The organism is Corynebacterium aquilae DSM 44791, from assembly GCF_001941445.1.
Lineage (GTDB): Bacteria > Actinomycetota > Actinomycetes > Mycobacteriales > Mycobacteriaceae > Corynebacterium > Corynebacterium aquilae.
On record NZ_CP009245.1, the window covers coordinates 149,749 to 170,835 of the forward strand.

The window sequence follows — 21,087 nt, forward strand, 5'->3', positions numbered from 1 at the left end:
CTTTGGGGTCATCCCATGGTCCGGAACGTGGTATACGTGCGCGGTGTTGGTGGTGGATATGCCTGCGCCCCACGCGGCGGGCGTGGGGCGCAGGCGAGCTGGAGGGTGGTTAAACCTTGGGCCGGTAGGGATCTTTTCCGGGGCGGGCGATGGGCTTGGTCAGCGGCCGGTTTTTGAGCATTGTGGTCGGCAGTGGGGGAGCGGGTAGCCAGGCAGGCCCGTCGGGGCGGTGCCCCTGGTAGCCGGTGACTGTGCCGAAGCGCGAGTCGCGTTCGTTCCATAATTTTTGGAATTGTCGAATTTCTTCATCGTTGCGGCCGATGAAGTTCCACCACATCACAATTTCTTCTTCAAAGGGGGTGCCGCCAAGGAACATCAGGCGTGCGGTGTCTTCGCTGGTGTTGGTGATATGGATGGTGGTAGCCCCGGTTCCGGTGTAGGCCAGTTCTGTGCGTTGCACCGGGGTTCCTTCCACGGTGATCGCGCCGGTGTCCACCAGGATTCCGTGCTCAAATGTCTCATCGACGTCAATCGCGAGTGAGGCGTGAGGGTCGAGTTGGATTTCGGCGCCGACAAGTGGGGTGAAAGTCTCGATGGGGGAGGTGGATCCGAATAAAGAGCCGAGAAAAACTAGCGCGCTTGCCCCTTGTAATTTGATGGGTTGGGGCGCGTAGTGGTCGAATCGTCGCTCGCCGTTGCGGGCGTGCTCCGGCAGGACGGTCCATAGCTGAACCCCATGCAGTTGATCTGTGTCGCTGGTGCTGACTTCTGAGTGGCAAATACCCCGCCCTGCGGTCATGAGGTTGACTTCTCCTGGGCGGACGATGGCGTGGATGTCGTTGGAGTCGTCGTGTTGAAGCGCCCCGGAAAAGAGCCAGGACACTGTCTGGAGTCCTGTGTGCGGGTGTGGTGGCACGTCCATCCCGCCGGTGTGGGATACGGGGTCGGGGCCGTAGTGGTCGATGAAGCACCACGCCCCAATGAGGCTGCGTCGGCGCTGGGGAAGTGTACGGTGCACGGTCATGGCGCGCGGGCCGCCGAGGGGGACATCACGGGCGGTGATGATTTCAACAGCAACGGTTGATTCGCCCGCCGCGCACACCATGTTTTCGGGATGCGGATCGGTGACTGTCATGAGTCCACTGTAGTAGTGGGTGTTGGTAGGTGGTTGTGCCAAAGCGTGGCGAAATGACCAGGGGTTTTCGATGGGTGCGGCCGCGGACTCTGTTAGATCCTCAGAGCGGCCACGGTGTCCCAGAACGAGGCCGCTGGGCTCTAGTCATGTGGGGCTGGCGTGCAGCCGGTGCTGGCTAGCCATGCCAGCGCAGCCTTTTCGACCTGTGCCGGATCGCCGTCGACGAGTTCATCCGGCGGGATGGGGTCATCGCTGAACACCTCTCCTGTGCGGGCTTCGTCGTTGGCCACGGTCAGTTGGATGCCACCCCTGTCGGGCATCAGGATCAGCGAGTTCGCTGATGCGTAGCCGGCTGTTGGGGTGCCAAAGCTGCGGGTGTTGTCGAGTCCGCGGAAGGCGAGCAGTGTGGCTTCTGCCGACGAGGCTGTGTCGCCATCGGTGAGAATAGCCACCGGAACATCACGCTTGCCTCCCGAGGTTGCTGTCGGGGACCCGCCGCCGGAAACACTATTGCCGGTGAGATTCACGGTTGAGGTGAAGGCGCCACCCACGAAGCGCAGCAGCACTCCGTCGGGAAGCAGCGGGGAGACCCCAGCCACCATCGGCCCCATATCGCCACCATCATTACCCCGTAAATCAACGATGGCCCCGCACTGGGCATGCTCCAAAAGCCCTTGCGTGACAATGTCGGCGTAGGTTTGCCCGAACTCACCTTTGCCCAGGGAGGGCAGTCGAACGATCCCGATGTTTCCAGAAGACTCGACAGTGGGGGCCACGCTATTTTCCGCAGTGGAAGGTTCAGTCTTTTCCGGTGGCAGGAAAGACGAGTGTTTGCCACCAGCGGCTTTCATCGCCTGGTTCAGCGGTTCATAAAGGTCTTCATAAGAGCTGGCGCTTTTAATGCGGGGCTTGATCTCCTCTTTGACCCGCGCGTAGTTCTCGCTGTCGCTATCAATGGCCATGTAATCGGCGATCCTTAACACATCGGCCGCATATTTCTGTGGGGAAGGCTTGATCACATAGCGTGGTTGCCCGGTGGTCATTGCGGTGATCGCCGGGCCGTAGACATATCCGAGACCGGCAAGAATCACGCCGGTGACGGCAAAGATCGACCCGCAACCGATCGCCCATTTTTGCCCCGCTGAGCGTTTGCCCGTCTTTTCGGGAAAACCATCAACTGGGGTGGGGTTGTCCTGCTTTCGGGGGTGCTGGTGCTCCATAACCTCACCCTACAAGCGCGAGCCCAGCTGGGGAGGGTTGTTTCAGGTGGGGTGCCCCGCTTGCGCTATCCGGCGGGCCGGCAGTTTTCCCGACCCGCCGGCTCTCCATCAAAATCCCTGCTATGAAAGCCTTGTAGCCATGCTTCTGTTAGCGACAACTGGTGGAAGTGGCGTGGTTTTCTTCTCTCACCCACCTGAAGTTTTTCAGTGGCCGTTAGGGTCTGGGTCAAACTCGCACATGTTGTGGCAACCGCTTGAGCCTGCCCGCTTCAGGCCGGAGTCAAACCGGGCCCATTGGCGCAGTGTGGCACCTCCCTTTTTCTTCCGCTTGCTTTTGCGGGTGGGTGTGTTGGTGTGTCGTGAGGGCTGGGCGTGGCGTGTGCATGAAAAGTGCCCGGAAGCCTGTTTTACTTCCGGGCACCTTTGACGCTATCGCGTTCGCGGTTTAGTGGCGCTCTTTGGCCTTTTTGCTGACGCTAAGGCCTGCGAATGCGGCGAGGGGAGTGGTTGCGAACACAGCTATCGCGATAGCGGAGATGCTCTTGTCGAGCGTTATTGGAGTCCACTGGTTAATTGCGTAATAGAGGGCGAATCCGATGGCGAGAAAAGCCAAGCTGGTGGCTATGACCGTTATCCAGTCCTTCATTTTTTCTCCTAACAGTTGACGAGGCTGTCTCCTACATCACTGGGAAATCCTTCGATTGTGCCGCCGAGGGCGCCTGCGGGGCGGTGGCCTCTGCAAAGAGTCCGCCCAGTAATTCGATGACGGTTCCGCTTGCCACGCCGGCGCCGGTTGCTGTCCCGGTGTTCTTGGCTGTGTGTGACCAGCTGAAGTGTGCGGTGAAACAGGAGGTGGGTTCGGAAAAGCTCCCAACCGAGGCTGGGTGAGATTAGGACTTTCGCGTGATGCGTGCCACTTATCAAGGGGGCAGTTGCCACCATAGGGGTTTTTCCTGAGAGTCTCAATCGATGCTTTATGGGGTGGGGCAGGGAAGCTGGTGGAGGGATTTTCTATCTTGCGGTCGTGCGCTTGGGTTTTGCGAACGTTAATGCATGCTGAAAGTATCCTTTTGGAACCACCCCCACTACCCACCCCGAATGTGACCTGCATAACTTAATTTCTGGTGCCTTATTTTACGTTCGCCCGTTGGACTCCGACCCTGCTGTGTCCTCGCTCTATTTCAAGATTTTGCGTGAATATGTAGATACTCAAGGATTGAATCACTTGAACGTCCACGATATGTCCCAACTCCCCTTAAGCCCGCTTAAACGAAGAGTGTGTCAAGTTTTTTGTGTGTGAACTTCGGCTTACAGGTAAGGCTCGAACCGATCCGGGTAATGTGCTGACAGCTGATTGATGGCCGCAACCCACCCAGTCACACGCACCCCCTCAACAAACCGGCTCGTTCCCGCACGGGCACGCCCGGCCTTCTTTTTCGTTTTCTCCGCCTGCCGGTCCTCGATGTGGCAGATCATCAACCACAACGCCTTGACCGCGGCAGCATCATTAGGAAACTGCCCCCGATTCCTTGTCGCTTTACGCAACTGCGCATTCATCGACTCGATCGCATTCGTGGTGTAGACAACCTTCCTCGCCTGCGGCGGGAACTGCAAAAACGGTATGAAACGCTCCCACGCATCCCGCCAAGCCTTCACCGCCTGCGGATACTTCAGCCCCATGTCGCTGGCATCAAACTCGTCCAAAAACGCAAGCGCCTGCTCTGCCGTTGCAGCGGTGTAGATCTTCTTCAAAGCAGCCGCGACCGCGCTACGGTCCTTTGCCGCCACCCACCGCAGTGCGGTGCGGATCAGGTGCACCACACAGGTCTGCACCATCGCATCAGGCCAGGTGGCCTGCACCGCCTGTTCGAAACCTTTCAGCCCATCACAGCAGACGATGAACACATCTTTGACCCCACGGTTAGCCAACTCCGCACAGACCTGGGCCCAAAACGCCGCGCCCTCATTGTTTGCGATCCACAGCCCCAAGATCTGCCGGGTACCCTCCATGGTGATGCCGACCGCCATATAGCAGGCCTTGTTGACGACCCGGGCACCATCACGGATTTTGATGCGCAAAGCATCCAGGTAGATCACCGGGTAGAACTCCTCTAAGTCCCGGTGCTGCCAGGCAAGTACCTCATCTAGGACCTGGTCGGTGATCTGGGAGATCGTCTCATGCGACAAATCCACACCCAACGTGGTGGCCAGGTGGTGCTGGATGTCACGAAGGCTGGTGCCTGCGGCATACAGAGAGATGATCAGGTCGTCGACATCGGTGATCCTGCGGGCTCCTTTGGGCACCATCCGTGGGGTGAAGCTGCCGCTGCGATCCCTGGGCACGGTGATGTCGATAGGCCCGTACTGGGACTGGACGGTTTTGTTGTAGGAGCCGTTGCGGTGATTGTCGGCCGTGCCGTGGCGGGCTTTGCCTGTGCGGTCTCCTGCTTGGTAACCGAGGTGGGCGTCCATTTCGGCTTGCAGTGCGGTGTTGATCCCGGTCTGGATCATCGAACGCACCATGTCGTTGATGTCGGTTGATGATGTGGCGAACTCTTTGAGGATCTCGGCGAGTTCAGGGCTGGACATCAGTCGCTTCTCTAGTTGTTTAAGCCGGGCTTTGTCTTGCGGGTCGCGGGTGGTCATGGTGGTCATTGTGGAGCATCCTCCTCGATGGGTGGTGATTTAACACGTCACACACAAACCATCTGACACTCTCTAAACGAATTCGAACAGGCATATCTGCAAGCATGGACAATCTTGAGCGAGGATCCAGGAAAGGGCTTGGAAGAAGGTAGCCACCAATCGTGGCTACGATCGACGATTTCTCAACAGAGTTTGGGTAAGAGGTCCTCGTGCGCACAGAACGCGCATTCGTGGATTATCGAGCCTTGAAATTCGCCCTGAATGAACTTCACTGGGACGAAACCCGTTTCCCCGGATCTATTCGAGCAACCATTCACCAAAAGAAAGAGCCCGTACTGGGGCTCCGAGTTTATCCGGAATACAAGAAGAGTTCTCGCCTATTGCCATACCATGGCGTAGCAGTCGTTAGGCGGAACCCTCATGGAAAACCTGTCATGCGGATTGAACCTGAAATCAGCGTCGCTGAGCGGAGTCGCTTCAATCGCTTCACGCTGTCAACGGGTATGACAGATGTATATTTCGATACCACCACTATCAACACCCAGTGAGTTATCCCATGAAATTAAAAAGCTCCCCCAAATTCAACACCATCCGTTTTGGGGTTGCTTATGCATTGGGGCTGTTTGTTGCAGGTGTAGATCTGTCGATATCCGTGCGGGCAGGGGAAAATCTGACCGGAAGCTCGATAGGCGGAACTGCAGCTTATGTGCTGATAGCTCTCGGCACAATAGTCGCTGCTCGAGTAGGTGCACCGTGGTTGCAAAGAATTGGCCCCAGGAAAACCTACCTGGGTGCGGGAACGGTTTGTATTCTATCCGGGCTTGCGACCACCTATGCGGCCTACACCCATAGCCCACCGCTGTTTTACGCAGGGATGCTTCTCGTCGGTATCTTTATGGGCCTGTCAAACTTCCATAGGCTGCTGGTTAAGGACTACTCGGACACCCCTAACGTCTGGGATACGAGTCTCGTTCTACTGAGTGGAATAGCTGGTTCGATTCTAGGGCCATGGGCAGCAGGAATCCTTGCAGGATCCGTCAGTGAATTCTATAAGGCGTATCAGCTGGTGATCATGGCAGGAATTCTGACACTTTTCACCTCATTCATGCTGCCTGAACACTCTAGAGCGCGTGAGCGGGTCGAACGTGAAATCAGCGATTTTGACGATCGCTCAACCCTTTATCTGGGTGGAGTAATCGGCATGCTTGGCTATGTCGTAATGACCCTTATCATGACTGCAATTCCGCTTGAGGCGCAGCAACAAGGATTAAGTGGTCGCGAAATATCGCACTTGACCGAGGTGCACATGGTGGCTATGTATCTGCCCATCGTGATAGTGCCTCTTTTTCTGGCAAGATACACTCCCCGCCGAATTGCGACATGGGCATTAGGGCTTGGCGGGTTTGGGACCTTTGGGGTGTTGGTCAGCAATTACCACGTTGGGAAAACTGGTTTGACCATTTTGATGATTGTTGCAGGTGTGATTTGGGCATTCTCATACACGGCAGCATCCAATATGGTGGCGTCGAGCCTATTTGGAAAGACTCACCCGTCTGCAAGGGGCTATGTTGAAATGTTGCCGCCTATAGGGATGGTAATAGGGTCGCTACTTGCCGGTTTGCTACTCGAATACGCGGGATTTATTTGGGTCGTCTCAGCTTTTATCTTTATTTCTATAATCGCTGTTCCAACCCTGATCCTCATGGGGCGTGCGGGACATATTAACAACGACAACTAAAAACGCGTCTGGCTATGTATCCGGTGTTTGGGCTTAGTCCACCATCCAAGCCAAACACACCTTGACGCGACGAAATATCCAAAACGCACCTTTTCGGGCCTAGCTACCAAACCCCGCGCTGAGGCCTAAACGCCAAAACTCCTGCCGGCGCGTAGGAAGATCCGCCACCGGGGCCGAGATCCGCGACAGAAAATAGAAATGTAGCGCGACACTGTCTAGACAATGTCGCGCTACATCGCAACTGCGGAGGATAGGGTGTCTGATTGCAGCACATAGTTCCGCTATGTCTCACCACATACTTCCGCCCCCACACCCCACCACCAGCACCAACACCCAGACCCACACCCCAAACACAAAACACCCCACACCAAAAAATTCACCCAACCCCCACAACCGATGTAGCGCGACATAGTTCCGGCCACCATGAACACATGGTCAACAACGCAAACACCAACCGCCTCATCGTCGAGATGGTCCTTGAAGCCCACCTGACACAACAGCAAGTCGCCGAACAATTCGGAGTCAGCACCCGTTGGGTACGCACCCTGCTAAAGCGATACCGCACCGGCGGACTCGAAGCCCTCGAACCTGCATCCCGCGCACCAAAAAATCGGCCACACGCCACTCCCGATCACATCGAAAAAGCCATCTGCGACATTCGAGAACAACTCACCACCATCGGCGCAGATGCAGGTGCAACCACCATCGCAGCACACCTCGAAACCCAAGGACTTACCCCACCCGCATTAAGCACCGTCCACAGAATCTTGCGCCGACATGGATACGTCACCGACCAACCCCACAAAAGGCCACGTAGCTCATGGAAACGCTTCGAAGCCGACCTACCCAATGAAACCTGGCAACTTGACTTCACCAGCTGGCAATTAGCCTCCGGTAAAGAAGTACCGATCCTGTCAATCCTCGATGACCATTCCCGCTACCTGCTGTGTTGTAAAGCATGCACCCGAGCTGATGCCCCCACCCTGATCAGCACATTTATCGAAGTAGGCAACACCTACGGCTTTCCCCAATCCACACTCACCGACAACGGGCGAGTCTTCACCACCCGAATCTACCTGGCAGAAGCAAAAAACGGATTCGAACAGCTCCTTGCAGAAATGGGCATCAAACAGAAAAACGGCAAGCCCTACCACCCCCAAACCCAAGGAAAAATCGAGCGCTTCCACCAGACACTCAAACGATTTCTCAAAGCCAGAAAAACCGCAAACAACCTCGGCGAACTCAACCAACAGCTTGCAGAAATCCGTGAGTATTACAACAATCAACGTCCCCACAGAGCCGTACACCGAAAAACACCACACCAGGCTTACAACGCCGCACCCAAAGCCCAACCCGAAGGCGTACCCCTTGGAAGCGACAACAGGCTACGACGAGACATCGTCGACCCCACCGGGAAAATAACCCTCCGATGGAGAGGAAAACTCCGAAAGCTAGGAATCGGTCGGAAACACTCCGGCATTTCCGTCATCGCGATCTGTACCGGCCCCCATATCCGAGTACTGAACCCACGCACAGCCGAACAAATAGCGCGCTTCGAACTTAACGAATCGAAGACTTACCACCCCAACCTAGACCGGCTACAAGGCTTCAGAAAATAGAAATGTAGCGCGACATTGTCTGGAACAATGTCGCGCTACATGACAACTGCGGAGGATAGGGGATTTGAACCCCTGAGGGATTGCTCCCAACACGCGTTCCAGGCGTGCGACATAGGCCGCTAGTCGAATCCTCCAGTGAACAGTAACCAGACACGGGGAAAACCCGGGCTGTGTTCGGCTTAAGAGATTACACACCCACACCGGGCTGTGCAAACTGGCCCGCCGTCCACGCCCGAGCGGTCCCATATGGAAGGTGCGTGACAAACCCAGTGGCAAGCAAGTAGTGCCAGGTCACGCCAGCGAAGCCCGGCCGGCGGCGCAGCCCGCATCGAAGCGTGCGGGTAGGTGCTCACAGCTGGCGCGGTAGCCCGTGCCGGCGCGCGATGTGCGGGGGCTAGTCGGCGATGGTTCGACCCGGCCCGCCCCATGCGCTATAGTTTCGACCTAGACCCCGTGCGGCGTTTATCTTGTGAACTCCCCCAGGGCAGGAATGCAGCAAGGGTCAGCGAGCTCTGACGGGTGCGCGGGGTCCCTAAACTATTTCACCTCATCCCACATGCACGTGGGATGAGGTTTTTTCTTTGTCGCCCCCACCTGGGATCCACACCGTCGCTACGATGCGGCGGTTATGGTTGTCCGCCGGGGCGCCTGGGGTGTGTGCGGGGGAGTTGAAAGGTGGGCGTTTCCTTTTTCGACTCTTTGTGCCATGTAGTGGTATGCAAACGAAACTTTTGCCACTAGAGTGGCAGGCGTAACACACGCCCGTGTGGCGGCACCGTCGTGCCACCACGCCCCGCGTATCCCGCGGCGGGCGTATTCCTACCCCCAAGGTTTTTAGGCGGCGCCACAGATGACCATCAACGACCTTTCTCGCGAAGAACTTGCAGCCTTCCACGAGGAGATGACCAAGGCCTACCAGGAGCTCGTCTCCAAGGGCCTCAAGCTTGACCTCACCCGCGGCAAGCCCTCCTCTGAGCAGCTGGACCTGTCCAATGAGCTGCTTGCGCTGCCGGGCGCCGAGTACAAGGCGGCCGACGGCACCGACACCCGCAACTACGGCGGACTGACCGGCATCACCGACATCCGCCGCATCTGGGCTGACCTGCTCAACATCGACGAGTCCCTGGTGTACGCCGCCGATGCCTCCTCGCTCAACATCGAGTTCGACTGCATCTCCTTCGCCTACACCTTCGGCACCCAGGACTCCCCGCGCCCCTGGGGTGTCGAAGACGACATCAAGTGGATCTGCCCCGTGCCCGGCTACGACCGCCACCACACCATCACCGAGCACTTCGGCTTCGAAATGATCCCCGTGCCGATGCTGGAAGACGGCCCCGACATGGATGCGGTCCGCGAACTGGTCAAGGACCCGGCCGTCAAGGGCATGTGGAACGTGCCGGTGTTCGGCAACCCCACCGGTGTCACCTACAGCGAGCGCGTTTGCCGCGAACTGGCAGAAATGGACACCGCCGCACCGGACTTCCGCATCATCTGGGACAACGCCTACGCCGTCCATACCCTCACCCCCTCCTTCCCGGAGATCTACGACGTGATCGGCATGGCTGCCGCGGCCGGCAATCCCAACCGCTTCTGGGTGTACACCTCCACCTCGAAGATCACCTTCGCCGGCGCCGGCGTGTCCTTCTTCGCCTCCTCCGCCGACAACCTCAAGTGGTACTCCAGCCACGCCAACGTCCGCGGCATCGGGCCGAACAAGGTCAACCAGCTCGCCCACGCCAACTTCTTCGGCGACGCCGACGGCGTCCGCGCCCACATGCGCAAACACGCCGCCTCCCTCGCCCCGAAGTTCAGCCGCGTCCTCGACATCCTCAACGAACGCCTCGGGGATAAAGGCATCGCCACCTGGACCACCCCCGAAGGTGGCTACTTCATCTCCCTCGACGTCGTCGACGGCACCGCCGCCCGCACCGTCGAACTGGCCAAGGAAGCCGGCATCGCCCTGACCGCCGCCGGCTCCTCCTTCCCCCTGAAAAAAGACCCCAACGACCGCAACATCCGCCTCGCCCCCTCCCTGCCGCCGATCTCCGAACTCGAGACCGCCATGGACGGCGTATGCACCTGCGCACTGCTCGCAGCCTGCGAAAAGGCGCTAAACTCATAAGCGTTGTTACAGCACACAAGCGCCCGCACTCCACCCCGGATGCGGGCGCTTGTGGTTGCACCACAAAACCCCAGCTCAACACAGGTGCGACACCACCACCATCAGGGGACGTACCCTAGAAAGCAACCACCAGCACGCACCCGATGCGCGCCCCCACACGACGCCACGCGGCCCCCATCACCGCGGCCGGCACCGCCGAAAAAGGAGCACCGATGAACATCGCAGAAACCACCCACTGGTACGACCTGCTCCTGCCACACACCACCACCGACGACGGCATCGACATCCCCGGCCTCACCGCCCCCGTCTACCGCACCCTCGGCACCACCACCTGCCGCGTCCACAACCTCAACAACCAACTCGTCTACGCCACCTGCAACCTCAGCGACCACCCCACCGGCATGCGCACCACCGCCGCCCACCTCGGACTCGACGGCGACAACCCCCACCGCGAATTCGACGCCCACGTCGAAATCATCACCATCGCCAACGACAACGCCGGCGACCACCTCGACGCCGCCCTCACCGAAATCTCCACCCGCGCCCACACCACCGACATGCCCCAACCCGGCACCACCTACGAAAACCTCATCACCCCCACCACCAACACCAGCCCCCGCCACGGGCTGATCATCATGCCCTACCTGTGGGAACAAGGTGCTCCCCGCATCGCCAAAGAAGCCCACGAAATGGGCCGCACGGACGGCGTCGGCGAAGTCACTCTCCTGGCACAACTCATCCTCATCACCGACACAGAACTCGAACTCCTCCACAGCGACGGACTCGAAGCCCTCCAACAAAACATCATCACCCGCGGCATCGACCTCAACGACCTCCACCGCACCCACTAAACCCCGGCGAAAGCAACAACCACCATGCGCACCATCAACGTCATCGGCATCGGCGCCGGCAGCCCCAAACACATCACCCTCGAAGCCATCGAAGCCCTCCAACACAGCGACGCCGTCATCGCCCTCGACAAAGGCGACACCAAACAAGACCTCCTCGCCCTGCGCCAAACCATCGTCGACACCCACGCCCCCGGCACCCCCATCCACGCCGTCACCGACCCCGAACGCGACCGCAACCCCACCAACTACCGCCAAGAAGTCGCCCGCTGGCACAGCGCCCGCGCCCAACTCCTCGCCGACACCATCCGCACCAACACCACCGACAACAGCACCATCGCCTTCCTCGTCTGGGGCGACCCCAGCCTCTACGACTCCACCCTGCGCATCATCGAACGCATGCGCCGCGAATGCCACCTCGACGCCCACGTGCACACCATCCCCGGCATCACCGCCATCCACGCCCTCACCGCCGCCCACAACATCCTCATCAACCGCGTCGGCGAAGCCATCCACATCACCACCGGCCGCAACCTCCCCAACGAAACCCCCAACAACCGCCGCAACATCATCGTCATGCTCGACGGCGGCACCGCCTGGCAAGACGTCGCCGGCGACAACACCTACATCTACTGGGGCGCCTACCTCGGCACCGAACACCAAACCCTCCGCCACGGCTGGGCCCGCGACATCGGCGAAGAACTAGCCACCCTCAAACAACAACTCCGCCAACAACACGGCTGGATCATGGACACCTACCTCCTGCGCGAAATGGACCACCACACCCAACCCACCGCCACCACCTAACCCACCACACTAAGTGCAAACCACCCCACCCGACCGGTAAAGTTTGGCGACGTGGCCCTCTATCGCAAGTACCGTCCAGCAACCTTCTCAGACGTCGTCGGACAAGACCACGTCACCAAACCCCTGTCCACCGCACTCGACAGCGGGCGCATCAACCACGCGTACCTATTCTCCGGGCCCCGCGGCTGCGGCAAAACCTCCTCCGCCCGCATCATGGCCCGCTCCCTCAACTGCGTCCAAGGCCCCACCAGCACCCCCTGCGGCGTGTGCCCCTCCTGCATCTCCCTCGCCCCCGGCGGGCCAGGAAACCTCGACGTCACCGAACTCGACGCCGCCAGCCACAACGGCGTCGAAGACATGCGCGAACTCCGCGACCGCGCCTTCTACGCACCCGCCGAATCCCGCTACCGCGTCTTCATCATCGACGAAGCCCACATGATCACCAACGCGGGCTCCAACGCACTACTCAAAATCGTCGAAGAACCCCCAGAGCACCTCATCTTCATCTTCGCCACCACCGAGCCCGAAAAAGTCATCGGCACCATCCGCTCACGCACCCACCACTACCCCTTCCGCCTACTCACCCCAGGCGACATGCGCGGACTCCTCGAACGCACCTGCGCCGCCGAAGGCGTCACCGTCGACCCCGACGTCTACTCACTCGTCATCCGCGCCGGCGGCGGCTCCCCCCGCGACTCCCTATCCATCATGGACCAACTCCTCGCCGGCGCAGGCCCCGACGGCCTCACCTACGACATGGCCATCCCCCTCCTCGGAGTCACCGACACCACCCTCATCGACTCCACCATCAACGCCCTCGCCGAACCCGCCGCCGACAAGCTCTACACCACCATCAACTCCGTCATCGAAGCCGGCCACGACCCCCGCCGCTTCACCACCGACCTCCTCGACCGGCTGCGCGACCTCATGATCCTGCAGACCGTCCCCAACACCTTCGAACTCGGCCTCGTCGACGCCCCCGCCGACTACCAACAAACCCTCACCGACCAAGCCCACGCCTTCGCGCCGGGCCACCTCGCCCACCTCGCCAGCCTCGTCAACGACGGCCTAGCCGACATGCGCGGCGCCACCTCCCCGCGCCTCCTGCTCGAAATCATCGCCGCGCGCATGCTGCTGCCACACACCCACGTTCTGCCCGCGGCCACCACCGCCCAGCAGCCCGCAGTCGCCACCCCGACCCAACCCGCCCCTACCGCGAAGGGCGAAGTGTACGTCCGACCCAGCCAGCGCGCCGCCCAAGCCGCCGCTCAAGCTGCCGCCCGCGCGACGCAACCCGCCCCGGCACCCAAACCGCAACCGGCTCCAGCGCCCCAACCCCAACAGCCGCAGGCCCCCACCCAGCAGGCTCCTGCCAGCCCCGCGCCCGCACAGCCCGCCCAGCAGGCGCAACCTGCTCCAGCTCAGCCGGCACCGGTGGCGCAGCCCACCCAACCCGCGCAACCGCAGGCACCACAGGCCTCGCAGCCCGCACCCGAGCCAGCAGCCGCGGCGCTAGCTGCCGCGCAGCAAGACCCGCAGCCCACGCCGGCACCCTCCGGCGTGGAGGCCGCCCCAAGTGGCGCGACCGAAGAGCAGCTCGCGGAAGCGATCGCAGCCCGCTGGATCGAGGTGCGCCGCATGGTGTCCAAGAAGAGCCCCGTGGCAGGCGTGATGCTCACCGAGGCGCGCGTACTGGGAGTACGCGACAACACCGTGGTCATTGGACATAACACCGGCGCCCTGGCAGCCCGGCTCAATGCCGAGGCCAACAACCAGGTGCTGGTTGACGTCATCAAGGCCATCTTCGGCCGTGATATGCGCGTTCACTGCGAGGTGGGACTAAACCCTAAAAAAGCGGGGTTCGCACCGGCCGCGAACCCCGCAACTACCGCCCAGCCGGACGCCTCCGCACAACCCCCGGCGCAAGCAGTAGATGCGACCGAACCTGCTAACACGGCAGAGCCCCTAGTGCCCAGTGCAGCAGAGGGCGAGCAGCCGGCTGCACAGCCGGTCGAAACCACCGCAGCTTCCGGCCCCGATGGGGGCGCCGAAGCGGTGGGGGAGCAGTCCGGAACTGACATGGTCGGAATGACACAGGCGGAGGTAGCTGTCCCGCACAATGCTGTGGCAGATGCGGTGCACGCCGCCGAAGACAACGCCGACCCGGCTGCCGACACGGCCGAGCAATCGCGCAGCATCCCTGCAGGATCCGCGGCTTTCCAGACCGATGAAGCCCAGGCCGTGCCGGGCTTCAAACACGTCATGGCAACCCCAGTAGCCGTCGCCGGCATCAGTGCCGATACAGCAGATGCGCCCGCCCCGGAGCAGCCACACCAGCAGGAGCACACCCCGCACACACCTAGCGATACGCCGCAGCAATCCCTCGCTCAGCCGGACCAGTCCGCAGCGCCAACCCAGCCGGCAGTAGAACACGCCGCTGCCCCGGCAGCCGACAACACTCCGGATACCCATCCAGCCCCGCCAGCCTCGGAGGCGCAGGACACTGCTGACAGTGGTTGGGACACCCCAGCACCACTGGGTGGGCAATCGGCGAAAGAATCCGCTGATCAGCCCGCGGAAGAACCCCCGGCCCCACAGGCCGACGCTGGGTGGGATGCGCCCCGCCCGCTGGGTGGGATGCAGCAGGATAAACCCGCGACGACTCCTCCGCCAGCGCCGGCGGAAAAGCCAGCCGCTACTGAGTCTTCGCCGGTGGTCCAACCCCAAGCCCAAACCCCGGTGGCCGAAGACGGTCGTCCCTTGGCCCGCTGGGAGATCGCGGCCGCCCGCGGTCGCAAAGCCCTGGCGGAGCGGCCTGAGTTTTCCGACGGGGTTCCGCTGCCCCCCGAGCCCGGCTTGCCGGACTACGACGATGGTTTTGGTGGGGCACCCGAACCACCCCCAGAAGACGTTCCCCCGCCGGCAAGCGATGGCCTGCCCGCCGACCCGGCAGAGCACGCCCTCGAGCAAGCGCCCGCCCAGCCGGCAGTGCCGGCCCCGGCACCTCAGCCACAGCCACAGCCACAGCCTCAGGCGCAGCCCCGCAAGCCCGATGGCATGGGTCGCGCTATGGCGGCTGCGGCGGCAGCCAAGAACAACCCTTCCGCCTACCAGGCGCCAGTAGCGCGCACCCAGGAGGAAGAAGAGGAAGAAATGCTGGCGGCGGCTCGTGCGGAACCCGGCAGTTTGGACCACCGCGATGCCACCACCGTCGCGATGGAGCTTCTGGCCGAACACCTGGGTGCCCGCCCGATTTAGGGTTGTCCACAGCCGCACCCCCACCAACTCGCCCACGACGGTCTCACATTGACTACAGTGGGTGGGCAGAACGAATCACTACCTCGCCGGGGGTTACACCCCGACGAGAAACATCATGAAAGGTGTCTGACACTCCATGACTCAGCCCGATATGAACCAGATCCTCGCCCAGGCCCAGGAGATGCAGGCCAAGTTCCAGGAAGCACAGCAGGCCATCCTGGACACCACCATGACCGGTGAGGCCGGCAATGGTCTGGTCAAGATCACCATGCAGGGCAATGGCTCCGTCACCGACGTCAGCATCGACCCGCAGGTCGTTGACCCCGAGGACGTTGAGACCCTGCAGGATCTCGTCGCCGGCGCTTTCGCAGACGCCCACAAGAAGATCGGCGCCTTCGCCGAGGAGACCATGGGCCCGCTGTCTGCTGGCCTGAACGATCCGCTGGGCAACATCTTCTAAGAAGACCCCTGTTGCGTCGCCACCGAATGCCTTTAGGCGGGGTGGCGCGAAACTTTCCAGTCGGGCGCACGCCCCGCATCACTGTGGTGCGTGGCGGTGCCCGACTGTTGTCATGTTCAGCGACTGTCCCCACCACTTTTATTGCAAAGGAGCCCGGCCGTGTTTGAAGGGCCAGTTCAAGACCTCATTGATGAGTTCTCCCGCCTGCCTGGCGTCGGGCCGAAGTCTGCCCAGCGTATTGCCTTCCACCTGCTGACCGTGGAGGAAGAAGACATCGATCGGCTGATCCGTGCGCTGGGTGCGGTCAAAGGCGGGGTGGCGTTTTGCCGGATTTGTTGCAACATCTCCCGCGACGAGGTCTGTCGCGTGTGCGCGGATTCGGGCCGCGACAAGACCACTATTTGTGTGGTGGAAGAGCCGAAGGATATTCAGGTCATTGAGCGCACCGGCGAGTACACCGGCCGCTACCACGTGCTGGGCGGGGCTCTCGATCCGCTCAACGGTGTGGGGCCGAAGAATCTGACGATTTCGACCCTTTTGCAGCGCATCGGTGGGGTGTTGCCGGATAAGGAGTTGGCTGATTCCACCCCGGATAGTCGCCAGTACGCGGAAACCCCCACCATCAGTGAGGTGATCATCGCGACTGACCCGAACACCGAAGGGGAGGCGACGGCGTCCTATCTGTCGCGCCTGTTGAAGGATTTTCCGGGCCTGGTGGTGTCCCGTTTGGCTTCTGGTATGCCCTTGGGCGGCGATTTGGAGTTCGTCGACGAGCTCACCTTGTCGCGCGCGCTGGCGGGACGCCTGACGCTGTAGGCGCAGCAAACAGCCTCCCTCGTCCACGAACTGTGGGGCGAGGGAGGCTTGTGCGTTCTGGGCTGCTTAGTCTTAGTCGGCGTTTTTGCCGAGGCGTTCGCTGCGCAGCTTGGAGACTTCGGCGATCTCTAGCGGTTCTAGATCGGAGAGCTTTTTACCCAGCGCCTGTGCCAGCAGCAGGTCGGCTAGTTGGGGGTTGCGGGCGAGTGCGGGGCCGTGCATGTAGGTGGCGATGACGCTGCCTTGGACGGCGCCTTCCGCGCCGGCGTGGGCGGGGTCATCCGTGTTGCCGATGCCGCGGGTTTTGGTGCCCAGGGGGCGAGCATCGGGCCCGAGGATGGTGGAGCCCATGTGGTTTTCGAAGCCGGTCAGCGGGCTGGTGAGTTGTCCTGCCCAATCTTTGGCTGCGACCGGGGTGGTGGCGACTTCACCGATGGCGCGCTTGTTGAGCCCGCCGGTGGTGGCGTCGATCAGGCCGAGACCGTCGATGGTCCGGCCGCCGGCGCGGAAGGTGTGGCCGAGGACTTGCAGGCCGGCGCAGATCGCCAGGATGGGGCGCCCGTTGTCGGCGGCGCGGTTGAGTCCGCCGTCTTTGGCGAGGTGGGCGGTGGCCAGGATTTGGGCGGTGTCTTCGCCGCCGCCGAGGGTGTAGACGTCGAGGTCATCCGGCACGGCGTTGCCGTAGGTGATGCGGATGATCTCGGCATCCATGCCGCGCATGCGGGCGCGTTGGCGAAGCACTAGCGCGTTGCCGTCGTCGCCGTAGGTGCCGAGCACGTCGGGCAGGACCAGTCCGATGCGCAGCATTATTTCTCCTCCGGGGTGGTCTGGTCGTCGGTGGTGGTGGCGCGTGCGAGCGCTTTTTTCAGGTCGCGGAAGGCGGTGTAGTTGGCGAGCACTTCGACGCGTCCCGCGGGGCAGGCTTCGATGGCGGCGAGGGTGTCGTGGACGAGGGTGTGGGTGATGTCCGCGTAGGTGAGGCGCACTCCGAGGTCGGTGCCGCGTTCGCCGGCGGCGACGACGTCGAGGTTGTCGAAGTCTTCGAAGCGGACGTCCCACAGCCAGGAGAGGTCTTCGCCGTCGGCGACTTGGCCGTTGACGGCGATGACGAGCCCATCGGCGCTGCGGTCGACCATGGAGAGGGCTTCTTGCCAGCCGGCCGGGTTTTTGGCGAGCAGGAGGTGCACGCGGCGGCCTTTGTATTCGACGGTGGAGTAGCGTCCGGCGACGGAGTCGACCTCGGATACGGCGTGGACGGCGTCGTCGGGGACGATGCCCATGGTGATGGCTGCGGCGATGGCTTGTGCCGCGTTGCCGCGGTTGGCGCGGCCGGGCAGTTTCAGCTCGAAGGGCCATACGTGGCCGTCTGTGTGGCGGATGAGTCCGCGTTCGTCGACGGTGTAGTCGGGGGTGGGGCGGCGGAATTCGCGGCCGTCGGCGAGTTTTTTGGTGGCGTACCAGTCGTCGCCGTCGCGCACGATGTGGGATTCGGTGCGGGGGCAGGAGGTGGAGTCGCCGACCCAGCCGGCGCCGGCGGATACCCACACGACGTTGGGGTGGTCGTAGGCGACCGAGGTGACCATGACGTCGTCGCAGTTGGCGATGATGGTCATGGTGGGGCGGGTGGCGACGGCGGCGCGCAGGCGGCGTTCAATCATGTTGATTTCGCCGACGCGGTCGAGCTGGTCGCGCGACAGGTTCAGCAGCACTAGGACGCTGGCGTCGAGTTTGTCGGCGGCGTTGGGGACGTGCAACTCGTCGACTTCCAGCACGATGTGGGAGGCAGACCGCCCGGCGAGCAGCGCGGAGATAATGCCGGCGTCCATGTTGTCGCCGCCGGTGTTGGTGCACACGGAGTATTTTGTGCGCACCGCGGCGGCCGCCATGCGGGTGGTGGTGGATTTGCCGTTGGTGCCGGTGATGATCATGGTGGGGCGGGATCCGGCGAGGTTTTCCATCAGGGATGGGTCAATCAGGCCGGCCACCAGGCCGCCGATCATGCCGCCGGCTCCGCGGCCGGTTTTTTGGGAGGCGAACGTCGCGGCCTGCGCGGCGCTGACCGCCACTTGGGTGCGGGCCTTTTTCAGGCCCTGTTGTGCAGGTTCCGGCAGCACGCGTGCGCCGAAATCACCCGCCTTCTTTGCGGCTTGTTGCGCGGCTTTCACCGCGCGCTGTGCAACGTCGAACATTTTTTACAGTGTAGTGGCTGTCGCTTCCCTCCCGGGCGCAACATTACGAGCTAACTGCAAAAACTCCACGTCACTGACCCGCGGGATCCCTTTGCGGTCCCCGTGCATGGCTTTGCCCTGCAGTTTGTCCGGGTCGGTGACGTTGCACACCACCAGGGAGGTTTGGCGGGATAGTTTCTCCGAGTAGGCCATCCCGTTGTCCATGATCGCCGCCACCACATCGTTGGGATCAACGGTGATTTCGGGGGCGATCACGATCTCCATTCCCTGCACCAGCTGGCCGTCGAAGATGCCGGGGTTGTCGAAGCGGCGCCTGGCGGTGGCGGCTTTCACCCGGCGGGTGGTGCGCTGCAATCCGAACTTGTCGCGGCTTAAATCGTTGGGGTGCCGGATGGATAAGGTGCCGGGGCCTAGGATGCCGCCCGGGTGCGGCACCTGTGACACGGGGTGTGTGGCTTGGTGGGGGTTCGCTTCGGGGGCGGGCGCCACAAACACTGGCTGCTGGGGTTTGACTGCCTGCGCTGCCAGGTCTGCGGGGGTTGGCATCCGGTGTGCGGGCGGTGCGGCCGGGGCTTGTTTCGGCGCAGGTGGGGCGGGCGCTGCTGCGGGCAGCAGCTGCATGCCTTGGGGGGTGGGCACCGCTTCGGTGCCGGCGAAAGGATGTTCCGGGTCGAGTTTTGCGGTTGCCCGCCGAAACAGCCACCACACCATCCACGTGTTGGCTCGCGCGAGTTGTTGCGCGGACTGTTCGGCGCGGGCGGCAGATGCGGTCGGGTCCACATCCAGGCCTAGGCTGCGGGCGCAGCCGGCAATGCGGGTGTCGCTCAGTTCGATTCCTTGGCGGCGCAAACTCGCCAAGGTATCCACGATGGTATCTGGGGCGAAACGCTTCTGGGGGCGCACCCGCCTGCGGCCCCGCCGCCGGTGGCGGGCGGCATCCGCCGCCCGGTGCGCCTCAGTGCACAAAAATCCCCAGGTGCGCGGGCCGTTGTGCACAATCAACGTTGATCCGTCGATGAGCTCCGCCAGTTCGGACTGAATCGAGGCGAACTTCTTGGCCCGCCCCACCTGGGCCGGGGTGAGGGAATGCAGATGCACTGGCCCGATGTCCTCGCCGGGGTTGACCACCGCGAAAAAGTCGGAAATCAGTTGGCCGTGGCTATCAAAGCGCAAGGCATCGACACCCACCACCCGGGAGGTCGATGGGTGGATGCCGGTGGTCAACAAGGTCACGACGGTGAAAGGGGAGTGAAGCTGCACGCATTAGAGCCTACCTATCGCGCCCCACCCGCAGCCGGTGACGCACCCAAGCTAGGAGCCGGAAGGCTGCCCGGTGGTGCCCGTCAAAAATTGGCCCACGTCGATCTGGACTGCCTGATAGTTCGCCCGCCGCGGCAAATCATTGTTTTCAATCGTCACCCGATCGCCGGGGGCAAAGGCGGTCGTGAACTTCACGTCGGCCGCGGTGAAACCTTCCGGGGCCGGCATCGACGCTGTCGGGGTTTCCGCACTGCTTGCTTCTTCAGCATCCGGGGCCTCGCTGGTGGTGGCGGCTTCCGGGTCCTCGTCTGTCACGAAATACGTCACCCTCGCCGAGTGATTATCCAGCCGGGTGACCCCACCCACCCGGGGCAGCAAAATCGGGTGCGGATCATTGACCGGGGTGCCATAACGGAACCACACCACCCCTTCGCGGTCGGTGTCGGCAATAGCTTTCCCATCCTGGCCCTTGCTGACCGCATGGCCGCCCAACACCACCCAACTCAGTGGGCTGCACGGATCGAACTCGTCAGAAACAATCCGGTAGCTAAACACCGCGGGCCCGATAGCTTTCGGCGACAGTACCGGCACCGAGGACTCTTTGAGCAAAGGATTCGGCAGCATTGGATCGCACTGCCCATGCGACTGGTCATCCGATAGGGGCTCAATGGTGCGCACCGTTTTACCCGCCGAGGAAGGCGCCGGTTCGCGGGCCGTCAGCGACGGGGCGGGAGAAGATGCACCGCACGCGGACACCAGGCACACGCCCCCCACGGCGATCGCCCCCACCGCGGCGCGCGCAGCGTGACGCCACGGCCGTGGCGGCACGGGAGAACAACACTCCTTAATACGCGCGCATAAAGCTTTGCCCCTATACATACCGACAAACCCTAGTTTCTTTTCCGCGAAAAGGAAACGGCAACACAGCCACCCGGTCCAGACCAGCCGAAGAAAACCCCACCCCTGCCC

Annotated in this window: 16 protein-coding genes, 1 tRNA gene and 1 other RNA gene; 9 read left to right on the forward strand and 9 right to left on the reverse strand. The window is 61.9% G+C overall.

Annotated elements, in window-relative coordinates; translation table 11 throughout:
* Window positions 1–109 precede the first annotated feature (109 nt).
* The 4 genes from CAQU_RS00610 to CAQU_RS00625 form a co-directional block, all read right to left on the reverse strand.
* On the reverse strand, window positions 110–1,135 hold the full coding sequence (locus tag CAQU_RS00610; RefSeq protein ID WP_075724330.1) for a pirin family protein: 1,026 nt from the start codon (window positions 1,133–1,135) through the stop codon (window positions 110–112).
* A gap of 140 nt (window positions 1,136–1,275) precedes the next feature.
* On the reverse strand, window positions 1,276–2,355 hold the full coding sequence (locus tag CAQU_RS00615) for a S41 family peptidase (RefSeq protein WP_084562637.1): 1,080 nt from the start codon (window positions 2,353–2,355) through the stop codon (window positions 1,276–1,278).
* 445 nt (window positions 2,356–2,800) lie between these two features.
* A complete protein-coding gene (locus tag CAQU_RS00620; RefSeq protein WP_075724332.1) occupies window positions 2,801–3,001 on the reverse strand; it encodes a hypothetical protein in 201 nt (66 codons plus the stop codon).
* Between the two features lie 662 nt (window positions 3,002–3,663).
* Entirely contained in the window at window positions 3,664–5,010 is a 1,347-nt protein-coding gene (locus CAQU_RS00625) for an IS256 family transposase (RefSeq protein ID WP_075724155.1), read from the reverse strand.
* A 547-nt stretch (window positions 5,011–5,557) separates the two neighbouring features.
* On the opposite strand from CAQU_RS00625, the gene CAQU_RS00630 reads away from it, so the two are divergent.
* A complete protein-coding gene (locus CAQU_RS00630) occupies window positions 5,558–6,739 on the forward strand; it encodes an MFS transporter (protein ID WP_157108834.1) in 1,182 nt (393 codons plus the stop codon).
* 431 nt (window positions 6,740–7,170) lie between these two features.
* Window positions 7,171–8,358, forward strand: a complete 1,188-nt coding sequence (locus CAQU_RS00635) for an IS481 family transposase (protein ID WP_075724336.1) — start codon at window positions 7,171–7,173, stop codon at window positions 8,356–8,358.
* Between the two features lie 49 nt (window positions 8,359–8,407).
* On the opposite strand, the gene CAQU_RS00640 is transcribed toward CAQU_RS00635, so the two are convergent.
* A tRNA-Ser gene (locus tag CAQU_RS00640) sits at window positions 8,408–8,492 on the reverse strand.
* A gap of 308 nt (window positions 8,493–8,800) precedes the next feature.
* On the opposite strand from CAQU_RS00640, the gene ffs reads away from it, so the two are divergent.
* The 7 genes from ffs to recR all read left to right on the forward strand — a co-directional run bounded on the left by ffs (window position 8,801) and on the right by recR (window position 16,669).
* An RNA gene (ffs, locus tag CAQU_RS00645) (signal recognition particle sRNA small type) lies at window positions 8,801–8,899 on the forward strand.
* Between the two features lie 309 nt (window positions 8,900–9,208).
* Window positions 9,209–10,480 carry an aspartate aminotransferase type Ic gene (locus tag CAQU_RS00650; protein ID WP_075724338.1) on the forward strand — a complete coding sequence of 424 codons (1,272 nt, stop codon included), beginning with the start codon at window positions 9,209–9,211 and terminating at the stop codon, window positions 10,478–10,480.
* 212 nt (window positions 10,481–10,692) lie between these two features.
* Window positions 10,693–11,331 (forward strand): hypothetical protein, encoded by a 639-nt coding sequence (locus CAQU_RS00655; RefSeq protein WP_157108835.1) that lies wholly within the window; start codon window positions 10,693–10,695, stop codon window positions 11,329–11,331.
* A gap of 24 nt (window positions 11,332–11,355) precedes the next feature.
* A complete protein-coding gene (gene cobF, locus CAQU_RS00660) occupies window positions 11,356–12,135 on the forward strand; it encodes a precorrin-6A synthase (deacetylating) (RefSeq protein ID WP_075724342.1) in 780 nt (259 codons plus the stop codon).
* Window positions 12,136–12,186: 51 nt separating this feature from the next.
* A complete protein-coding gene (locus CAQU_RS13255) occupies window positions 12,187–15,393 on the forward strand; it encodes a DNA polymerase III subunit gamma and tau (protein WP_075724344.1) in 3,207 nt (1,068 codons plus the stop codon).
* A gap of 136 nt (window positions 15,394–15,529) precedes the next feature.
* The gene (locus CAQU_RS00670) at window positions 15,530–15,853 is read left to right on the forward strand and encodes a YbaB/EbfC family nucleoid-associated protein (RefSeq protein WP_075724346.1); all 324 of its coding nucleotides are present in this window, start codon (window positions 15,530–15,532) and stop codon (window positions 15,851–15,853) included.
* A gap of 159 nt (window positions 15,854–16,012) precedes the next feature.
* Window positions 16,013–16,669: a recombination mediator RecR gene (recR, locus tag CAQU_RS00675; RefSeq protein ID WP_075724348.1), complete on the forward strand. Its 657-nt coding sequence runs from the start codon at window positions 16,013–16,015 to the stop codon at window positions 16,667–16,669.
* Between the two features lie 72 nt (window positions 16,670–16,741).
* On the opposite strand, the gene CAQU_RS00680 is transcribed toward recR, so the two are convergent.
* Genes CAQU_RS00680 through CAQU_RS00695 form a run of 4 tightly spaced genes read right to left on the reverse strand, consistent with a single transcriptional unit; the run spans window position 16,742 to window position 20,946 of the window.
* The gene (locus CAQU_RS00680; protein WP_075724350.1) at window positions 16,742–17,476 is read right to left on the reverse strand and encodes a type 1 glutamine amidotransferase; all 735 of its coding nucleotides are present in this window, start codon (window positions 17,474–17,476) and stop codon (window positions 16,742–16,744) included.
* The gene (locus CAQU_RS00685) at window positions 17,476–18,858 is read right to left on the reverse strand and encodes a MurT ligase domain-containing protein (protein ID WP_084562641.1); all 1,383 of its coding nucleotides are present in this window, start codon (window positions 18,856–18,858) and stop codon (window positions 17,476–17,478) included. The genes CAQU_RS00680 and CAQU_RS00685 overlap by 1 nt, the downstream gene beginning before the upstream one ends.
* A gap of 3 nt (window positions 18,859–18,861) precedes the next feature.
* Window positions 18,862–20,118: a hypothetical protein gene (locus CAQU_RS00690; protein ID WP_075724352.1), complete on the reverse strand. Its 1,257-nt coding sequence runs from the start codon at window positions 20,116–20,118 to the stop codon at window positions 18,862–18,864.
* A gap of 51 nt (window positions 20,119–20,169) precedes the next feature.
* Window positions 20,170–20,946 (reverse strand): LppP/LprE family lipoprotein, encoded by a 777-nt coding sequence (locus tag CAQU_RS00695; RefSeq protein ID WP_169836013.1) that lies wholly within the window; start codon window positions 20,944–20,946, stop codon window positions 20,170–20,172.
* Window positions 20,947–21,087 lie beyond the last annotated feature (141 nt).

What these genes read in the sequence shown, in the direction of transcription:
- CAQU_RS00610 (WP_075724330.1), bottom strand. Translation starts at nt 1,135, where the DNA reads ATGACAGTCACCGATCCGCATCCCGAAAACATGGTGTGCGCGGCGGGC.
- CAQU_RS00615 (WP_084562637.1), bottom strand. Translation starts at nt 2,355, where the DNA reads ATGGAGCACCAGCACCCCCGAAAGCAGGACAACCCCACCCCAGTTGAT.
- CAQU_RS00620 (WP_075724332.1), bottom strand. Translation starts at nt 3,001, where the DNA reads ATGAAGGACTGGATAACGGTCATAGCCACCAGCTTGGCTTTTCTCGCC.
- CAQU_RS00625 (WP_075724155.1), bottom strand. Translation starts at nt 5,010, where the DNA reads ATGACCACCATGACCACCCGCGACCCGCAAGACAAAGCCCGGCTTAAA.
- CAQU_RS00630 (WP_157108834.1), top strand. Translation starts at nt 5,558, where the DNA reads ATGAAATTAAAAAGCTCCCCCAAATTCAACACCATCCGTTTTGGGGTT.
- CAQU_RS00635 (WP_075724336.1), top strand. Translation starts at nt 7,171, where the DNA reads ATGGTCAACAACGCAAACACCAACCGCCTCATCGTCGAGATGGTCCTT.
- CAQU_RS00650 (WP_075724338.1), top strand. Translation starts at nt 9,209, where the DNA reads ATGACCATCAACGACCTTTCTCGCGAAGAACTTGCAGCCTTCCACGAG.
- CAQU_RS00655 (WP_157108835.1), top strand. Translation starts at nt 10,693, where the DNA reads ATGAACATCGCAGAAACCACCCACTGGTACGACCTGCTCCTGCCACAC.
- cobF (WP_075724342.1), top strand. Translation starts at nt 11,356, where the DNA reads ATGCGCACCATCAACGTCATCGGCATCGGCGCCGGCAGCCCCAAACAC.
- CAQU_RS00670 (WP_075724346.1), top strand. Translation starts at nt 15,530, where the DNA reads ATGACTCAGCCCGATATGAACCAGATCCTCGCCCAGGCCCAGGAGATG.
- CAQU_RS00680 (WP_075724350.1), bottom strand. Translation starts at nt 17,476, where the DNA reads ATGCTGCGCATCGGACTGGTCCTGCCCGACGTGCTCGGCACCTACGGC.
- CAQU_RS00685 (WP_084562641.1), bottom strand. Translation starts at nt 18,858, where the DNA reads ATGTTCGACGTTGCACAGCGCGCGGTGAAAGCCGCGCAACAAGCCGCA.